The following is a 15,922-nucleotide window of genomic DNA, read 5'->3' on the forward strand; positions in this document are numbered from 1 at the left end:
CTCCCCGGGTGCGGCCCGGCGCGGCCGTCGGGGTTCACTTCCTGCATGGACGAGCCGATCTGGGATGCGGTGCGGGCGGCGCGCGGGTGGCTCGACGCCGCCAACGGCGCCGGGGACGCGGAGTTGACCTGCCGGATCCTCAAGCTGACCGAGGAGGCGGGTGAGGCAGCCGGGGCGTGGATCGGCGTGCTCGGGCAGAACCCCCGCAAGGGGGTCACCCACACCCGCGACGACGTGACCGCCGAGCTGGCCGACGCGGCGTTCACGGCGCTGGTGGCCATCGAGAGCCTCGGCGGCGACGCGCGGGCCGCGCTGCTGGCGTGCGCCGAGAAGGTCCGCTCCCGGCAGCGGTGAGCAGCGGTGAGCACCGCCCCCGGCGGCGGAAAAAGATCCGCTGAGGGTCGCGGCGCGGCGGGCGCTGGCCTATGTTCAGAACGTCAGCTTCTGTCGACGGGGAAGGGGTGCGCGCCGATGGGCCTGCGGACGTTCCTCGCGGGCTGGCCCGTCTACCGGCAGCTCACCGGCACCGACCCGCTCGGCCGGGGCGCGGCGGCCCAGTCGGCCCGCTCGGCGGCGCTGACGGCCCGCACCGAGACCGCCGACAGCGTGGCCCGCTCGGTCTGCCCCTACTGCGCCGTCGGCTGCGGTCAGCGGGTCTTCGTCACCGACGGCCGGGTCACCCAGATCGAGGGCGACCCGGACAGCCCGATCTCCCGGGGCCGGCTGTGCCCGAAGGGCTCGGCCAGCAAGAGCCTGGTCACCAGCCCGCTGCGGCAGACGACGGTGCGCTACCGCCGGCCCTACGCGACCGAGTGGGAGGACCTGGACCTCGACACCGCGCTCGACATGATCGCCGACCGGATCCTCGCCGCCCGCGAGGACACCTGGGAGGACGTCGACGACGCGGGCCGGCCGTTGCACCGCACGCTGGGCATCTCCAGCCTCGGCGGGGCGACGCTGGACAACGAGGAGAACTACCTCATCAAGAAGCTGTTCACGGCGATGGGGGCGCTCCAGATCGAGAACCAGGCCCGCATTTGACACTCCGCCACCGTCCCCGGTCTGGGGACCAGCTTCGGTCGCGGCGGCGCGACGGACTTCCAACAGGACCTGGTCAACGCTGACGTCATCGTCATCCAGGGCTCCAACATGGCCGAGGCCCACCCGGTGGGTTTCCAGTGGGTGATGGAGGCCAAGCGGCGCGGCGCGAAGGTCTTCCACGTCGACCCCCGGTTCACCCGCACCAGCGCGGTCGCCGACTCCTACCTGCCGATCCGGGCGGGCACCGACATCGCGCTGCTCGGCGGCGTGGTGCGCCACATCCTGGAGAACGAGCTGGACTTCCGGGAGTACGTGCTGGCGTACACGAACGCGGCGACGATCGTCAGCGACCAGTTCGCCGACACCGAGGACCTCGACGGCCTGTTCTCCGGCTACCGCCCCGACACCGGCTCGTACGACACGTCGAGCTGGCAGTACGCCGGCCACGAGGACCACGCCGAGATCACCGGCACCGGCAAGGAACGCGACAGCGCGGCCGGGCTGCGCCACGAGTCGCACGGCATGCCGGTGCCCACGCCGACCCAGCGCGACGAGACGCTGCAGCACCCGCGCTGCGTCTACCAGATCCTGCGGCGGCACTTCGCCCGTTACACCCCGGAGATGGTGGAACGGGTCTGCGGCATCCCGCAGGACAAGTTCCTGGAGCTGGCCGACGCGTGGGCGGCCAACTCGGGCCGGGAACGCACCGGCGCGCTGGTCTATTCGGTGGGCTGGACGCAGCACAGCGTCGGTGTGCAGTACATCCGCACCGGCGCGATCATCCAGACCCTGCTGGGCAACATGGGCCGCCCCGGCGGGGGCATCCTCGCGCTGCGCGGGCACGCCAGCATCCAGGGCTCCACCGACATCCCCACGCTCTACAACCTGCTGCCCGGCTACCTGCCGATGCCGCACCACGCCGACCACGAGACGTTCGACGACTGGGTCGACAGCATCCGCCACCCCGGCCAGAAGGGCTTCTGGGGCGACTCCCGGGCGTACGCGGCGAGCCTGCTCAAGGCGTACTGGGGGGACGCGGCGACGCCGGAGAACGACTTCTGCTATGACCACCTGCCCCGGATGACCGGCGACCACGGCACCTACCAGCAGGTCCTCAACATGATCGACGGGAAGATCCGGGGCTACTTCCTGCTCGGCCAGAACCCGGCGGTCGGCTCCGCGCACGGCCGCGCCCAGCGCCTCGGCATGGCCAACCTCGACTGGCTGGTCGTGCGCGACCTGTTCCTCATCGAGAGCGCCACGTTCTGGAAGAACAGCCCCGAGGTGGCCACCGGGGAGATCGTGCCGGAGCAGTGCCGCACCGAGGTGTTCTTCCTGCCGGCGGCCTCCCACGTGGAGAAGGAGGGCACGTTCACCCAGACCCAGCGGCTGTTGCAGTGGCGGGAGAAGGCCGTCGACCCGCCGGGCGACGCCCGCTCGGAGCTGTGGTTCTTCTACCACCTCGGCCGGCGGCTGCGGGAGAGGCTGGCCGGGTCGCCGCACCCGCGCGACCGGGCGCTGCTCGACCTGACCTGGGACTACCCGACGCACGGCCCGCACGCGGAGCCGAGCGCCGAGGCGGTGCTGCGGGAGATCAACGGGTACGAGGTGGCCACCGGCCGCCCGCTGTCGGCGTTCACGCAGGCCCGCGACGACGGGTCCACCGCGATCGGCTGCTGGATCTACACCGGCGTGTACGCCGACGGCGTCAACCAGGCCGCCCGCCGCCGCTCCCGCCACGAGCAGGACTGGGTGGCCGCGCAGTGGGGCTGGGCGTGGCCGGCGAACCGACGCACCCTCTACAACCGGGCCTCCGCCGACCCGCAGGGCCGCCCGTGGAGCGAACGCAAGAAGTACGTGTGGTGGGACCCGGACGCGGGGGAGTGGACCGGCTACGACGTGCCGGACTTCGAGAAGACGAAGCCGCCGACGTACCGGCCGCCGGAGGGGGCCTCCGGGGTGGCGGCCATCGCCGGCGACGACGCGTTCGTCATGCAGGGCGACGGCAAGGCCTGGCTGTACGCGCCCAGCGGCGTGCTCGACGGCCCGCTGCCGGCGCACTACGAGCCGGCCGAGTCCCCGATGCGCAACCCCCTGTACGGGCAGCAGGCCAACCCGACCCGCAAGGTCTACGAGCATCCGGTCAACTCGGTCAACCCGAGCCCGCCGGAGGCGCACAGCGCCGTCTTCCCGTACGTGTTCACGGTCAGCCGGCTCACCGAGCACCACACGGCCGGCGGGATGAGCCGCACGGTGCGTCCGCTGGCCGAGTTGCAGCCGGAGATGTTCGTGGAGGTGTCCCCGGAGCTGGCCGCCGAGGCGGGACTGACGCACCTGGGCTGGGCGCACCTGGTCAGCGGCCGGGCGGCGATCGAGGCGAAGGTGCTGGTCACCGACCGGCTCACCCCGCTGCGGGTCGACGGGCGGATCATCCACCAGCTGTGGCTGCCGTACCATTTCGGCACGGAGGGGCTGGTCACCGGCGACTCGGCCAACGACCTGTTCGGCATCACCCTGGACCCGAACGTGCTGATCCAGGAGAGCAAGGTCGGCACCTGCGACGTGCGGCCCGGCCGCCGGCCCACCGGGCCGGCCCTGCTCGACCTGGTCGCCGACTACCGGCGGCGGGCCGGGATGACCCCGCAGCGCCGCGTCCCGATCGTCACCACCGACGCGGCCGGCGGCGACGACGCGGCCGGTAGCACCGACGAACGCTCGCCGCAGGCGTCGGCCGACGAACAGAACAGGGGCGGGGATGCCTGACGCCAACAGCCTCTACGGGCCGCTGGACCCGGCCCCGGACGCCGGCTGGACCGACGCCCAGCCCCGGATGGGTTTCTTCACCGACACCAGCGTCTGCATCGGCTGCAAGGCGTGCGAGGTCGCCTGCAAGGAGTGGAACGACGTGCCCGGCTCCGGGCTGGACCTGCTCGGCATGTCCTACGACAACACCGGCGCGCTGACGGCGAACTCGTGGCGGCACGTGGCGTTCGTGGAGCAGCCCCGCCCCGCCGCCCCGGCCGCCGACGCGCCGGGCAGCATCGTCGCCGGCCCCCAGTTCCTCGGCATGCCCGGGGCGCGGCCGCCCGGCCGCGGCACCGGCGCGGAGACCCGCTCCGACTTCCGCTGGCTGATGATGTCGGACGTGTGCAAGCACTGCACCCACGCCGCCTGCCTCGACGTGTGCCCCACCGGGTCGCTGTTCCGCACCGAGTTCGGCACGGTCGTGGTGCAGGAGGACATCTGCAACGGCTGCGGCTACTGCATCCCCGCCTGCCCGTACGGGGTGATCGACCAGCGCAAGGGCGACGGCCGGGCCTGGAAGTGCACCCTGTGCTACGACCGGCTCGGCGCGGGCGGCACACCGGCCTGCGCGCAGGCGTGCCCCACCGAGTCCATCCAGTACGGCCCCCTCGACGAGCTGCGGGAACGGGCCGCGCACCGGGTCGCCACCCTGCACGAGCGCGGCGTGCCGCAGGCCCGGCTCTACGGCCACGACCCCACCGACGGCGTCGGCGGCGACGGCGCGTTCTTCCTGCTGCTCGACGACCCCGAGGTGTACGGGCTGCCACCCGACCCGGTGGTCACCACCCGGGACCTGCCCCGGATGTGGAAGCGGGCCGGGCTGGCCGCCCTGGCCATGGCGGCGGCGGCCGTCGCCGCGTTCGTCGGAGGGTCCTCGTGAGCACACCCCAGAAGCCGGTCGGTGACCGGTTCCGCCGCTACCGCAGCGGACGCGGCGGCGGGGAACAGCTGACCGTCCCGCCGGCCGAGTTCACCTCCTACTACGGCCGCCCGATCCTGAAGCCGCCGGTGTGGAAGTGGGACATCGCGGCGTACCTGTTCACCGGCGGGTTGGCCGCGGGGGCGTCGCTGCTGGCCGCCGGTGGGCAGCTCACCGGCCGGCCGGCGTTGCGCCGCGCCGGCCGGGTCACCTCGCTGGCGGCGGTCACCGCCAGCGCGTACTTCCTCGTCAACGACCTGGGCCGGCCGGCCCGCTTCCACCACATGCTGCGGGTGGCGAAGCCGACCTCCCCGATGTCGGTGGGCACCTGGATCCTCACCGTCTTCGGCCCGGCCGCCGGGGTCGCCGCCGTCGCCGAGGCCGCGCCGTGGCTGCCCGAGCGGGGCGTGCTCGGCGTGGGGCGACGGCTGCTGCCCGCCGCCGGGCGGGCCGCCGGACTGGTCGCCGCCGCCACCGCGCCGGCCCTGGCCACGTACACGGGGGTGCTGCTCGCCGACACGGCCGTGCCGTCGTGGCACGAGGCGTACCCGGAACTGCCGACCATCTTCGCGGGCAGCGCCCTGGCCAGCGGCGCCGGCGTGGGCCTGCTCGCCGCGCCCTGCGCCCAGGCCGGCCCGGCCCGGCGGATGGCCGTGGCCGGCGCGGCCCTGGAGCTGTGGGGCGCGCACCGGGTGGAGACCCGCCTGGGCCTGCTCAGCGAGCCATACCGCACCGGCGTGCCCGGCCGGCTGCTGCGCGCCGGCCGGACGCTGACCGCCGCCGGGGTCCTCGGCGCGCTGGTCGGTCGCCGCAGCCGGCTGCTGTCCGGCCTGTCCGGCGCGGCGCTGCTCGCCGCGTCGGTCGCCACCCGCTTCGGCATCTTCCACGGCGGTGTCGCCTCCGCCCGCGACCCGAAGTACACGGTGGTGCCGCAGCGCGCACGCGTCGACCGCCGCGCCGCGCAGGGCTGACGCCTGACGCCCTCCCCGCACGCCGGGCGGGGTGCTGTGGTCAAATGGCCGGTGGAGGCGTTCAGGCGGCTGGTGCCCCTCCCGGTCTTCAAAACCGGTGTGGTCCGGGACCCGGGCCAGGCGGGTTCGATTCCCGTCCGTCTCCGCCAGGCAACCCGTGGGAAGGACGCGATGCGCGACGCCGATCCCCGACGGCGGGTCCCGCGCACCGACGTCCTGCTCGCCGACCCCCGGCTGGCCGCCGCCGTCGACCGGCTGGGCCGCGACCGGGTCAAGGCCGCGATCGGCGCCGCGCAGGCCCGCGCCCGCGCCGGTGAGATCACCCCCGATCGGGTACGCGACGCCGCCCTCGCCGCGCTGCCCGCCGCGACGCCGGCGGCGGTGCTCAACGCCACCGGCGTCGTCCTGCACACCAACCTGGGCCGGGCCCCGCTGTCGGCCGCCGCCGTGGCCGCCGTGGCCGCCGCCGCCGGGCACACCGACGTGGAGCTGGACCTGGCCACCGGCCGGCGGGCGAGGCGGGGCCGCGACGCCCTCGCCGCGCTCGCCGCCGCCGTGCCCGACGCGGGCGGCGTGCACGTGGTCAACAACGGCGCGGCGGCCCTCGTCCTGGCCGCCACCGCCCTCGCGGCCGGGCGCCAGATCGTGGTCAGCCGCGGCGAGCTGGTGGAGATCGGCGACGGGTTCCGCCTGCCCGACCTGCTGGCCAGCACCGGCGCGCGGCTGCGGGAGGTCGGCACCACCAACCGCACCAGCCTCGCCGACTACGCCGACGCCGTCGGCCCCGACACCGGGTTCGTGTTGAAGGTGCACCCGTCGAACTTCGTGGTCACCGGCTTCACCAGCGCCGTCGGCGTCGACCGGCTGGCCACCCTCGGCGTGCCGGTCGTCGCCGACATCGGCTCCGGGCTGCTCGCCGCCGACCCGCTGCTGCCCGCCGAGCCCGACGCGGCGAGCACCCTGCGCGCCGGCGCGCACCTGGTCACCGCCAGCGGCGACAAGCTCCTCGGCGGCCCGCAGGCCGGGCTGCTGCTCGGCGACGCCGACCTGGTCGACCGGCTGCGCCGCCACCCCCTGGCCCGCGCCCTGCGGGTCGACAAGCTGACCCTCGCCGCGCTGGCGGCCACCCTGCACGGCCCCGACACCCCCACCCGGGCGGCCCTGCACGCCGACCCGGCTGCCCTGCGGCGGCGCACCGAGCGCCTGCGCGATCGGCTGGCCGCCGACGGCTGCAAGGCCGAGGTGGTGCCCACGGCCGCCGTGGTCGGCGGCGGCGGGGCGCCCGGCGTCGAGCTGGACTCGTGGGCCCTCGCCCTGCCCGAGCGGTACGCCCGGCCGCTGCGCCTCGGCGACCCGCCGGTGCTCGGCCGGGTCGCCCGGGGCCGGCTGCTGCTGGACCTGCGCTGCGTCCCCGCCGCCGCCGACGACGCGCTGCGCGCCGCCGTGCTGGCCGTGCCGGCGGAGGACTGACGTGCCGGCGGAAGCCGACCTGCGGGCGGTGGGCTGACGTGCGGGTGGTGGCCACCGCCGGGCACGTCGACCACGGCAAGTCCACCCTGGTGCGGGCGCTGACCGGGATGGAACCGGACCGGTGGGCCGAGGAACGCCGCCGCGGCATGACCATCGACCTCGGCTTCGCCTGGACCACGCTGCCCTCCGGCGGCACGGTCGCGTTCGTCGACGTGCCCGGCCACGAGCGGTTCGTGCCGAACATGCTCGCCGGGGTCGGCCCCGCGCCCGCCGCGCTGTTCGTCGTCGCCGCCGACGAGGGCTGGATGCCCCAGTCCGCCGAGCACCTGGCCGCGCTGCACGCGCTCGGCGTGGCGTACGGGCTGCTGGTGGTGACCCGCGCGGACCTGGCCGACCCGGGGCCGGCGCTGGCCCGGGCCCGCGCGGAGATCGCCGCCACCTCGCTGGGCCACGTGGAGGCCGTCGCGGTCAGCGCCGTCACCGGCGCCGGCCTGCCCGATCTGCGGGCGGCCCTGGACCGCCTGGCGGCCCGGCTGCCCGACCCGCCGGCCGACGCGCCGGTGCGGCTGTGGGTGGACCGGTCGTTCACGATCACCGGTTCCGGCACGGTGGTCACCGGCACCCTCGGCGGCGGCCGGCTGGCCGTCGGCGACCACCTGGAGCTGGCGGGCACCGGCGAGCAGGTGCGGGTGCGGGGCCTGCACCGCCTCGGCGTCGCCCGCGACCGGGTCGACGCGGTGGCCCGGGTCGCGGTGAACCTGCGCAACGTGTCCCGCGACCGGCTGGGCCGCGGCGAGGCGCTGCTCACCCCCGGCCGGTTCGGCCGCACCGACCTGCTCGACGTGCGCGTCACCGGGGAACCGGCGGCCGACCTGCCGGCCACCCTCACCCTGCACGTCGGCTCCGCCGCCGTGCCCGCCCGGGTGCGCCCGCTCGGCATCGACACCGTCCGGCTGCGGCTGGCCCGGCCGCTGCCGCTGCTCGTCGGCGACCGGGCGCTGCTGCGCGACCCCGGCCGGCACCTGATCGCCGGCGGGGTCACCGTGCTGGACGTGGCCCCGCCGCCACTGACCCGCCGTGGGGCCGCCGCCGCCCGCGCCCGGGTCCTCGCCGACCTCGACGGCCGCCCCGACCTGGCGGGGGAGCTGCGCCGCCGCGCCCTGGCCCGGGTCGGGGAGCTGACCCGGATGGGGGTGCCCGTCACCGCCGCCCCCGTCGCCGGGGACTGGCTGGCCGACCCCGAGCACTGGCGGTCCCTGGCCGCCCGGCTGACCGCCGAGACCACCCGGTACGCCGCCGCGCACCCCCTGGAGGCGGGCGTCCCCGTCGACGTGCTGCGCCACCGCCTCGGCCTGCCCGACCGGGCCCTGGTCGAGGCCCTCGTCCGCCCGCCGCTGCGGGTGGCCGGCGGGCGGGTCACCGCGTCGGCCGGCGACGCGTTGCCCGAGCCGGTGGCCCGCGCGGTGGCCCGCGTCCGCGCCGAGTACGCCGACCGGCCGTTCCAGGCCCCGGAGGCGCACCGCCTCGCCGAGTGGGGGCTCGGGCCCCGGGAGCTCGGGGCGGCGGTGCGGGCCGGGGCGCTGCTGCGGCTGGCCGACACGGTGGTGCTGCTGCCCGGCGCCGTGGACGCCGCCGCCCGGGTCCTCGCCGGGCTGCCGCAGCCGTTCACGCTCAGCGCCGCCCGGCAGGCCCTGGACACCACCCGCCGGGTGGCGGTGCCGCTGCTGGAGCTGCTGGACCGCCGGGGCGTCACCCGTCGCCTGCCCGACGACGCCCGCAGCGTCGTGTCCCCGCCGCCCTGACCGGCCGGGGTGCTTTGTTGCGCGGTGCTGCGATCGTGGCGTGGTGACCGATTCGGCTCCCGCCTCCGCCAGCGGGGGCCGGTGGGGCCGGGTGTTCCTCCTGACGATGGCGCTGGGCTGGTCGGTCTGGGCGGTGCTGGCCTGGTGGGCCGCGCCCCGCGAGTCCGACGTCGGGCAACTGGGGCGGGACGTGGCCGCCGGCCGGGTCGTCACCGTCCAGCGCGGCGACGGCTGGCAGCGCCCGGGTGCCTTCTGGGGCACGACGCCGAACCTGCGGCCCGGCCCGCGGGGCCCGACGCTCGCCTGGAGCCTGCCCGATGGCCGGATCCGCTACGCCGACGTGGGGGTGCCGCTGGGCGACCCGGAACCCACGCCGGACGGGACGGACGGTCGCCTGGCCCGCGTCGCGGAGGCCTGGCCGAGCACCTCCGCGCCCGCGCACCGGATCGCCGCCGCCGCGGAGGTGCTCGCCGCCGCCGTGACGCTGGGCTGGCTGGCGATGCTCGTCGTCGGCCCCGACCCGGTCGTCGGCACCCGCTGGTTCTGGTTCTGGCTGGGCTCGCTGCCGTTCGGGCTGGGCGTGCTCGCCTGGCTGCACCGGGAACGGTGGCGCCCGTCGCGCCGGCACGGGTCCACGCCGCCGGCCGTGGCCCGCCGGTCCGGGTGGGTCGGCCTGGGGTGGAGCCTGCTGGCCACGGTGGGGCTGTCCCTCGCGGTGGTGGCCCTGCGCGGGCTGCTCGGCGGCGCGCTCGTCCCCGGCTGACCGGGCGGGTTTCGCAGGCGCGGCCCCGGCGGGCAACGGGTGGCCTAGCGTGGCGGTCATGGACCCTTCGGCGGTCTGGCGGGACAAGAGCCACCGGTGGCGGATCGAGGCGTACCGGGCACCGGACCTGCGCTTCGCCATCGTCGCCACGAACGGCCCCACCGAGTCGGCCCCGCTGTGGCTGTTCGGGATGGCCGCCCTGGCCCGCTGGCTGATGACCCACGCGATCTCCCTCGACGACCTGGAGACCGACTGACCGGCACCACCCCGGTCGGGTGAAAAGCGGCTTTCACCCGCTTATGCGCGAATGGGGCTCCGTACCGTGCGGGGGATGAAGGACCGGGGAATGCGGACGGTCGTGGCGGTGCTCGCCGGCCTCGCGGTCATCTACTTCGGCAGCAGGGGCCGCAGCGCCGACGACGGTGGCGGCGTGTCCGGCGGGGTGGTGATCCTCGCCGTGCTGGCCGCCGCCCTGGCCTGGCACCTGACCAAGCCGAGCGACACCGCGGCCAAGTGACCCCACCGCGCCCCGGCTGCGGTCTCAGCGGGCGGCGGCCCGCCTGACCTCCCGCGCGGAGTCCTCGTCGAGGGCCACCCGGACCAGCGCCGAGGCGAGCCGCCCGAAGTCCGCCCCGTCGACCAGCCCGCCGAGCCCACGCGGGTCGGCCGGCAACCCCAGCAGCCCGGCGCCGGCCAGGGCCCGCCGGTCGGCGTACGGGCGCACGTCCGGCCAGACCGACTGCGCCTCGCGCAGGAAGATGTCCGCACCGGTCGGCCCGATCCCGGGGAACTCGGTGAGCAGCCGCCGCAGCGCCGCCGGTGACCCGCCGGCCTCCCGGTGCAGGCGGCGCAGGTCGCCGTGCCAGCGGTCCAGGCACAACCGGGCGCCGGTGCCGAGCATGGTGGCGGTCCGCTCGTCGTAGCGGCGGTAGTGCCCGCGGCCCAGCGCGTCGACGCGGGCCTGCCAGCTCGCCGCCTCCATCGCCTGCGGCGTGCGGTAGCCGCAGGCGAACAGCTCCCGGGCCGCCGCCACCGCCACGCCCGCCCGGATCCGGGTGCTCAACAGCGTGGCCAGCACCAGCAGTTGGTAGAGCGGGCCGGGCCGGTCGGCGAGCCGGATGCCGGCCTCCTGCGCGTACGTGCGGCCCTGCTGCTCCAGCAGCGCCCGGGCGGTCCTGCGATCGTCTGCCACGCCTTCGGGATACCCACGCCGCAGCCGCCCACCCGTGCGGACGCGTGGGGTGTGCACGTGGTTAGGAAGGGCCCCTTGTACAACAGAATGCGTTAACAAGGGGCCCTTCCTTGCGCCGCATGCGGGGTGCCGTGGCAGGTAGACGCGACGTGGCGCGGCCCACGCCGCGCCGTCCACCCGGAAGGGAGAATCCCGTGACGAACCCGCAGCAGCCGGAGCTGCGCCGCAACGCGCGCAACGACGCGGTGCAGGACGCCAAGGGCCCCGGAGCGTCCGGCCATCCCCGCCACGGCGGCGCGTCGCCCGGCGACCGGGGACGCACCGTCCCACGGGGCCAGGTGTCGAAGTACGGGCCGGCGGGGGCGCGGGTCGCCGACGACGACAGCGACGACTAGCCCCGCCGCGACGAGGGCGGCCGCAGCCGGTTCCAGGTGGCTGCGGCCGCCATCCCGTACGCCAGGTGCGGCACGACGTCCGACAGCCAGTCGGTGCGGCTCCACCGACGCGGGTCGGTCACCCCCAGCGCCGTCATCGACGCGTCGGAGGCGGCCATCACGCCCCCGCCGAGCAGCAGGACCGCCACCGGCAGGGGCGGGGTGCGCCGCCGCGCGACCAGCACGGCGAACGCCGCGCCGGCGGCGATGCCCAGCCCGTACCCGAGCAGGGGCCCGAGGCCCGCGCGGCGGTTGGCCGCCCGGTCCTCGGGTCCCAGGTCCACGTGCGCCAGCCCGGCCACGCGCCGGGCGCTCTCCTCGGGGGTGCTGCTCGCCGGTCGGGCGCGCAGCACCATGTCGACGTAGCTGACCGCGTTGAGCGCGACGCTGCCGACCGCGCCGGCGACGGCCCCGTCGACCAGTGGCGTCCGGTTCACTTCGGGTCGCCCGGTTCGCGTTCGCCCTTCGGGCCGTACGTCCGTTCGCCCCGCACGATGCCGCGTTGTCCCCGGTCGTCCTGCAGGATCCGGTTGGCGACCTGGTTGGCCTCGGAGTCGGCCGCCCGTCCGGAGTTCTCGATCAGGTCGCGCAGTCGCGCCCGCTCCTTGTCGTACGCGTTGCTGCCCGGTCGTGGTCCTGGCATCGCCGCCTCCTCGCGGTGGTGGGGCCGTTGGCGCAGGTCGTCTACCCGCCTGCGTCGCGGCCAACCGTCCCTCGGCCGCCGCTCAGGCCGGTGCGCGCACCACGGCGACGGGGCAGCCGGCGCGGTGCAGCACGGCGTGGCTGACCGAGCCGAGGAGCAGGCCGGTGAACTCGCCGTGGCCGCGCCCGCCGACCACCAGCAGTTGGGCGTCGCGAGAGGCGTCGGTGAGCGCCGCGACGGGCCGTCTGCGCACCACCTGCGCCTCGACGGGCACCTGCGGCCAGCGTTCGCCGAGACCGGCCAGGGAGTCGCCCAGCACCCGCTGTTCCTCCCCGCGCAGGCGGTCCTCGTCGTACACGAGGGGCTGCATGTCGCCGGGCCCGGCGGAGGCCGGGTGCCGGTAGGCGTGCACCGCGCGCAGTGCGACGCCGCGCGCCGCCGCGGCCTCGGCGGCGAACTCCACGGCCACCCGCGACAGCGCGGAGCCGTCCACCCCGACCACGACCGGCCCGCCGGGGCGCGCCGCGCCGCGCGCCACGAGCACGGGACAGTCGGCGTACGCGGCGACCTGCACCGCCACCGAGCCGAGCACCAGCGTCGCGAACCCGCCCAGCCCCCGGTCGCCGACGACGACCAGCGCGGCGGTGGGGGACTCGCCGACCAGCACGGCCGCCGCCTCCCCGTCGATGATCTCCCCGGTGACCCGGACGTCCGGCGCGGCCTTCTCGGCCTCGGCGACGGCGTCGGCCACGAGCTGTTCGGCCTGCTGGCGCAGCCCGGCGCCGGGCGGGGCGCCGGCCGCCGGGCCGAGCGGCACCCGCAGCAGCGGCCAGATGAAACCGTGCACCACCCGCAGCGGTCGGTCCCTGCGGGCCGCCTCCGCGGCGGCGAGCCCCACGGCCCGCAGGGACGACGGCGAGCCGTCCACGCCGACCACCACCGCCGCGCCGTTGGCCGCGTTCACCGTCGTACCTCCTTCGCCGTGCGCCCCGCGGTCAGTATCGCGGCCCGCCGGCCGTCGCCGAGGCGATACCGCCCACGCCCCGGGGGCCGATACGGTGACCGGACATCTCCGCAGGAAAGGACGCCGATGGACGACGCCGCGCAGCCGAGCACCGCCCGCATGATCGACTTCTGGCTCGGCGGGGAGCACCACCTCCCGGTCGACGTGACGGCGGCCCGGGCCTTCGAGGGGGCGTACGGGCCGTGCGCCCCGCTGTTTCGCGACCTGCGGGCGTTCCTCGGCCGGGCCGTGCGGGCGATCGCCGCCGCCGCGGTGGACGCCTTCCTGGTCTTCGGCGCGGGCGTGCCCACCCGCGGCAACGTGCACGAGGCGGCGCCGCAGGCGACGGTGCTCTACACCGACGTGGACCCGGTCACCGTCGGCATCGGGCAGCGGATCCTGGCCGGCAGCGACCGGGCCGGCTACGGCTTCGGCGACGCCACCGACCTCACCACGATCGACCCGGCGCTGCTGCACCGGTTCGTGCCGGGGTGGGGCAGCCGCCCGGTCGGCGTGGTCTTCCTCGGCCTCGCGGCGTTCCTCGACGACGCGACGCTGCGGCGCACCCTCGACGACCTGTACGCGGCCACCGCCCCCGGCAGCCTCCTCGCCGTGGACTTCGACAGCGAGGAGTTGGCGGCGTATCCGCAGGCCCTGGCGATGATGGGCCCGACGTTCCGGATGCGGCCGCCCACGGCGTTCGGTCCGCTTCTCGGCCGGTGGACGCCGACGCCGGAAGGGATCGTCCCGGTGGCCCGGTGGCGTCCCGACGGCCCGCCGGCGGACCTGCCCGACGCCTTCCACGGCGGGCTCGCCGTCCGGCACGCCGACTGAGACGGCGGCTGCCACAGCGCCCGGTGACGCGCCCGACGGGGTTCGGGGTGACCGTGCCCGCCGGCTGGCCGGAGCCCTCCGTATGATGCTTGCCCTACAGCAAGAGTTGTCGGAGGGTGATCATGCCGGAGGCGTCCGGAACGGTGTCCCGCGCGCTGCGCGAGGCGCCGCCCGACCGGTTGGCGGAGGCCGCCGACCGGGCCATCCGTGCTGCTCTCGGTGCGTCCCGCACCGACGTGTTCGTCGCCGACTACCGCATCAGCGGCCTGTGGCCGGTGCTGGACCCGGACCTGCCCGACGCCGGGTTCCTCGCCTGCCACGGCGTGGCGCAGCGCTGCTTCAGCAGTCAGCAGCCGGTCCTCGACGGCGGCGACGACGGCCGCTGCCGGGTCTACCTGCCGCTGACCGTGTGGGGCGAGCGCCTCGGCGTGCTCCTGGTCGAGCTGCCGGCTACCCCGGCCGCGTCGACCGTGGAGGCGGCCCGGGACATCGCCGGTGAGCTGGCGCTGGCGCTGCGCGCCGCCGACCGGGGGACCGACCGGTACCGCCGGGCCCGCCGCCGCGAGCGGCTGAGCATGGCCGCCGAGATGCAGTGGGACCTGCTGCCGGGCCGTAGCGTCACGCACGGCGCGTTCCTGCTGGCCGGGCAGCTGGAGCCGGCCTACACCGTGGGCGGCGACCACTTCGACTGGTCCGTCGACGGCGACCGGCTCGCGCTGACCGTGCTCAACGGCGCGGGCACCGGCCTGTCGGCGTCGCTGCTGACGGCGGTGGCGGTCAACGCGATGCGCAACGCCCGCCGCTCCGGCGGCGGCCTGGTCGAGCAGGCCGAACTGGCCTCGGACACCGTCTTCTTCCAGCACCGCGGCGAGCGGCACGTGGCGACGCTGCTGCTGGAGTTGGACGCCACCGACGGGCGGGTCCGCGCGGTGGACGCGGGCTCGCCCCACGTGCTGCGGCTGCGGGGCGGCTCGGTGCAGCGGGTGCCGCTGGAGCAGCAGTTGCCGCTGGGCATGTTCGCCGAGACCCGCTACGAGGTGCAGGAGTTCACCGTCGAACCGGGCGACCGGCTCTTCGTGGTCAGCGACGGCGTGTACGCGGCGGCGCCGGACGGCGGCGAACCGTACGGCGAGCGGGCCATGGCGCGCTCGATGCGCGCGACGCGCTTGCAGCCGGCGACCGAGGCAGTTGGTACGGTGATGCGCGGGCTGCAGTCCTACCACGCCGACGCCGATCTGCGCGACGACGCGGTGGTCGTCTGCCTCGACTGGCACGGCCGGGCCGGCGGTCAGGGCGGCGGGGCGCGGTGACGGGGCGGTAGCGGGACACGGACATCGCAGGGGACGTCGGGTGGAGCAACCGGATCTCGCCGCGGCGATCGACGCCGCAGCCGAGGCGCTCGTGCGCGTGCTCGACCCCACGGGCTCCCGCCACCAGATGACGGTCTCACCCACGCAGCTGCGGGTGCTGTCGCTGATCAGCGCCCGCCCCCGCACCAACGTGAACCGCCTCGCCGAGCTGCTCGACGTGGTGCCGTCGTCGGCGAGCCGGCTGTGTGACCGGTTGGAGGCGATCGGGCTGCTGCGCCGGGTCGCCGACCCGCGGGACCGGCGGGAGGTGCGGCTGGTGCCGACGGCGGCGGCCGAGGCGCTGCTGCGGGAGCTCACCGAGCGCCGGCACCGGGCGGTCCGCGCGGTGCTGGAGCGGATGCCGTCGCGTACGCAGCACGAGCTGCTGTTGGCGCTGCTGGCGTTCGGCCAGGCGGCGGCCCCGGCGCCGGCGGTGGCCCAACCCGAGCCGGGCGCCCGGACGGCCTGACCGCGCCCCCGGCCCGCGCTGCGGCATGATCGGCCGCGGGGTGGTCGCGCCGCGACGACCAGCGCGACGTGAGCTGAGCCACATTGACGCGACCGGCCCGGCGAGGCGAACGCGGGCCGCCGGGAGCCGGAACCAGGCCCGATATAGTGGCAGCGCAACTCACCGGCCCCTGATCCTGCGATCGGGGGCCGCACCAGGGGAGGTCCCAGCCCGGGATCCGAGGGCGC

Annotated in this window: 17 protein-coding genes and 1 tRNA gene; 14 read left to right on the forward strand and 4 right to left on the reverse strand. The window is 76.3% G+C overall.

Annotated elements, in window-relative coordinates; all coding sequences use genetic code 11:
* Positions 1–45 precede the first annotated feature (45 nt).
* The 10 genes from LPA42_RS01620 to LPA42_RS01665 all read left to right on the forward strand — a co-directional run bounded on the left by LPA42_RS01620 (position 46) and on the right by LPA42_RS01665 (position 10,288).
* Positions 46–354 (forward strand): MazG-like family protein, encoded by a 309-nt coding sequence (locus tag LPA42_RS01620; protein ID WP_077940294.1) that lies wholly within the window; start codon positions 46–48, stop codon positions 352–354.
* A gap of 117 nt (positions 355–471) precedes the next feature.
* Positions 472–3,804 carry a formate dehydrogenase gene (gene fdh, locus LPA42_RS01625; protein WP_228986250.1) on the forward strand — a complete coding sequence of 1,111 codons (3,333 nt, stop codon included), beginning with the start codon at positions 472–474 and terminating at the stop codon, positions 3,802–3,804.
* Positions 3,797–4,726 carry a 4Fe-4S dicluster domain-containing protein gene (locus LPA42_RS01630; RefSeq protein WP_077940296.1) on the forward strand — a complete coding sequence of 310 codons (930 nt, stop codon included), beginning with the start codon at positions 3,797–3,799 and terminating at the stop codon, positions 4,724–4,726. The genes fdh and LPA42_RS01630 overlap by 8 nt, the downstream gene beginning before the upstream one ends.
* The gene (gene nrfD, locus LPA42_RS01635; protein ID WP_228986251.1) at positions 4,723–5,736 is read left to right on the forward strand and encodes an NrfD/PsrC family molybdoenzyme membrane anchor subunit; all 1,014 of its coding nucleotides are present in this window, start codon (positions 4,723–4,725) and stop codon (positions 5,734–5,736) included. Before LPA42_RS01630 ends, nrfD begins: the two co-directional genes overlap by 4 nt.
* A gap of 53 nt (positions 5,737–5,789) precedes the next feature.
* Positions 5,790–5,885: transfer RNA gene (locus LPA42_RS01640), tRNA-Sec, on the forward strand.
* A gap of 22 nt (positions 5,886–5,907) precedes the next feature.
* Entirely contained in the window at positions 5,908–7,206 is a 1,299-nt protein-coding gene (selA, locus tag LPA42_RS01645; protein ID WP_077940298.1) for an L-seryl-tRNA(Sec) selenium transferase, read from the forward strand.
* Positions 7,207–7,244: 38 nt separating this feature from the next.
* Entirely contained in the window at positions 7,245–9,008 is a 1,764-nt protein-coding gene (gene selB / locus LPA42_RS01650; RefSeq protein ID WP_077940299.1) for a selenocysteine-specific translation elongation factor, read from the forward strand.
* Between the two features lie 43 nt (positions 9,009–9,051).
* Positions 9,052–9,771, forward strand: coding sequence for a hypothetical protein (locus LPA42_RS01655; protein ID WP_144082820.1), 720 nt, complete (start codon positions 9,052–9,054; stop codon positions 9,769–9,771).
* 58 nt (positions 9,772–9,829) lie between these two features.
* Positions 9,830–10,027, forward strand: coding sequence for a hypothetical protein (locus LPA42_RS01660; RefSeq protein ID WP_077940301.1), 198 nt, complete (start codon positions 9,830–9,832; stop codon positions 10,025–10,027).
* Between the two features lie 75 nt (positions 10,028–10,102).
* Positions 10,103–10,288 carry a hypothetical protein gene (locus tag LPA42_RS01665; RefSeq protein WP_077940302.1) on the forward strand — a complete coding sequence of 62 codons (186 nt, stop codon included), beginning with the start codon at positions 10,103–10,105 and terminating at the stop codon, positions 10,286–10,288.
* A gap of 24 nt (positions 10,289–10,312) precedes the next feature.
* Here the strand turns inward: LPA42_RS01665 and LPA42_RS01670 are convergent, their stop codons facing one another.
* On the reverse strand, positions 10,313–10,963 hold the full coding sequence (locus LPA42_RS01670; RefSeq protein ID WP_077940303.1) for a hypothetical protein: 651 nt from the start codon (positions 10,961–10,963) through the stop codon (positions 10,313–10,315).
* A 194-nt stretch (positions 10,964–11,157) separates the two neighbouring features.
* Here LPA42_RS01670 and LPA42_RS01675 point away from each other — a divergent pair, with 194 nt between their 5' ends.
* The gene (locus tag LPA42_RS01675; protein WP_077940304.1) at positions 11,158–11,358 is read left to right on the forward strand and encodes a hypothetical protein; all 201 of its coding nucleotides are present in this window, start codon (positions 11,158–11,160) and stop codon (positions 11,356–11,358) included.
* Here the strand turns inward: LPA42_RS01675 and LPA42_RS01680 are convergent.
* From LPA42_RS01680 to LPA42_RS01690, 3 genes are all read right to left on the reverse strand, one after another.
* Positions 11,355–11,834 (reverse strand): hypothetical protein, encoded by a 480-nt coding sequence (locus LPA42_RS01680; RefSeq protein ID WP_043969109.1) that lies wholly within the window; start codon positions 11,832–11,834, stop codon positions 11,355–11,357. The two genes, LPA42_RS01675 and LPA42_RS01680, sit on opposite strands and share 4 nt — an antisense overlap.
* On the reverse strand, positions 11,831–12,040 hold the full coding sequence (locus LPA42_RS01685) for a hypothetical protein (RefSeq protein WP_043969110.1): 210 nt from the start codon (positions 12,038–12,040) through the stop codon (positions 11,831–11,833). Before LPA42_RS01685 ends, LPA42_RS01680 begins: the two co-directional genes overlap by 4 nt.
* A gap of 82 nt (positions 12,041–12,122) precedes the next feature.
* The gene (locus LPA42_RS01690) at positions 12,123–13,004 is read right to left on the reverse strand and encodes a universal stress protein (protein WP_077940305.1); all 882 of its coding nucleotides are present in this window, start codon (positions 13,002–13,004) and stop codon (positions 12,123–12,125) included.
* A 126-nt stretch (positions 13,005–13,130) separates the two neighbouring features.
* On the opposite strand from LPA42_RS01690, the gene LPA42_RS01695 reads away from it, so the two are divergent.
* From LPA42_RS01695 to LPA42_RS01705, 3 genes are all read left to right on the forward strand, one after another.
* Positions 13,131–13,877 carry an SAM-dependent methyltransferase gene (locus tag LPA42_RS01695; RefSeq protein ID WP_077940306.1) on the forward strand — a complete coding sequence of 249 codons (747 nt, stop codon included), beginning with the start codon at positions 13,131–13,133 and terminating at the stop codon, positions 13,875–13,877.
* Positions 13,878–13,999: 122 nt separating this feature from the next.
* Positions 14,000–15,187 (forward strand): PP2C family protein-serine/threonine phosphatase, encoded by a 1,188-nt coding sequence (locus LPA42_RS01700; RefSeq protein WP_077940313.1) that lies wholly within the window; start codon positions 14,000–14,002, stop codon positions 15,185–15,187.
* Between the two features lie 40 nt (positions 15,188–15,227).
* Positions 15,228–15,695: a MarR family transcriptional regulator gene (locus tag LPA42_RS01705; RefSeq protein WP_043969113.1), complete on the forward strand. Its 468-nt coding sequence runs from the start codon at positions 15,228–15,230 to the stop codon at positions 15,693–15,695.
* The last annotated feature ends 227 nt before the right edge of the window (positions 15,696–15,922 follow it).

Source organism: Micromonospora sp. DH13 (genome assembly GCF_020873825.1).
GTDB classification, from domain to species: Bacteria; Actinomycetota; Actinomycetes; order Mycobacteriales; family Micromonosporaceae; genus Micromonospora; species Micromonospora haikouensis.

Bases quoted from the DNA above. Each gene is read 5' to 3' on its own strand.
- selA (WP_077940298.1), top strand. From the start codon at position 5,908: ATGCGCGACGCCGATCCCCGACGGCGGGTCCCGCGCACCGACGTCCTG.
- LPA42_RS01660 (WP_077940301.1), top strand. From the start codon at position 9,830: ATGGACCCTTCGGCGGTCTGGCGGGACAAGAGCCACCGGTGGCGGATC.
- LPA42_RS01630 (WP_077940296.1), top strand. From the start codon at position 3,797: ATGCCTGACGCCAACAGCCTCTACGGGCCGCTGGACCCGGCCCCGGAC.
- LPA42_RS01620 (WP_077940294.1), top strand. From the start codon at position 46: ATGGACGAGCCGATCTGGGATGCGGTGCGGGCGGCGCGCGGGTGGCTC.
- LPA42_RS01695 (WP_077940306.1), top strand. From the start codon at position 13,131: ATGGACGACGCCGCGCAGCCGAGCACCGCCCGCATGATCGACTTCTGG.
- LPA42_RS01700 (WP_077940313.1), top strand. From the start codon at position 14,000: ATGCCGGAGGCGTCCGGAACGGTGTCCCGCGCGCTGCGCGAGGCGCCG.
- LPA42_RS01685 (WP_043969110.1), bottom strand. From the start codon at position 12,040: ATGCCAGGACCACGACCGGGCAGCAACGCGTACGACAAGGAGCGGGCG.
- LPA42_RS01665 (WP_077940302.1), top strand. From the start codon at position 10,103: ATGAAGGACCGGGGAATGCGGACGGTCGTGGCGGTGCTCGCCGGCCTC.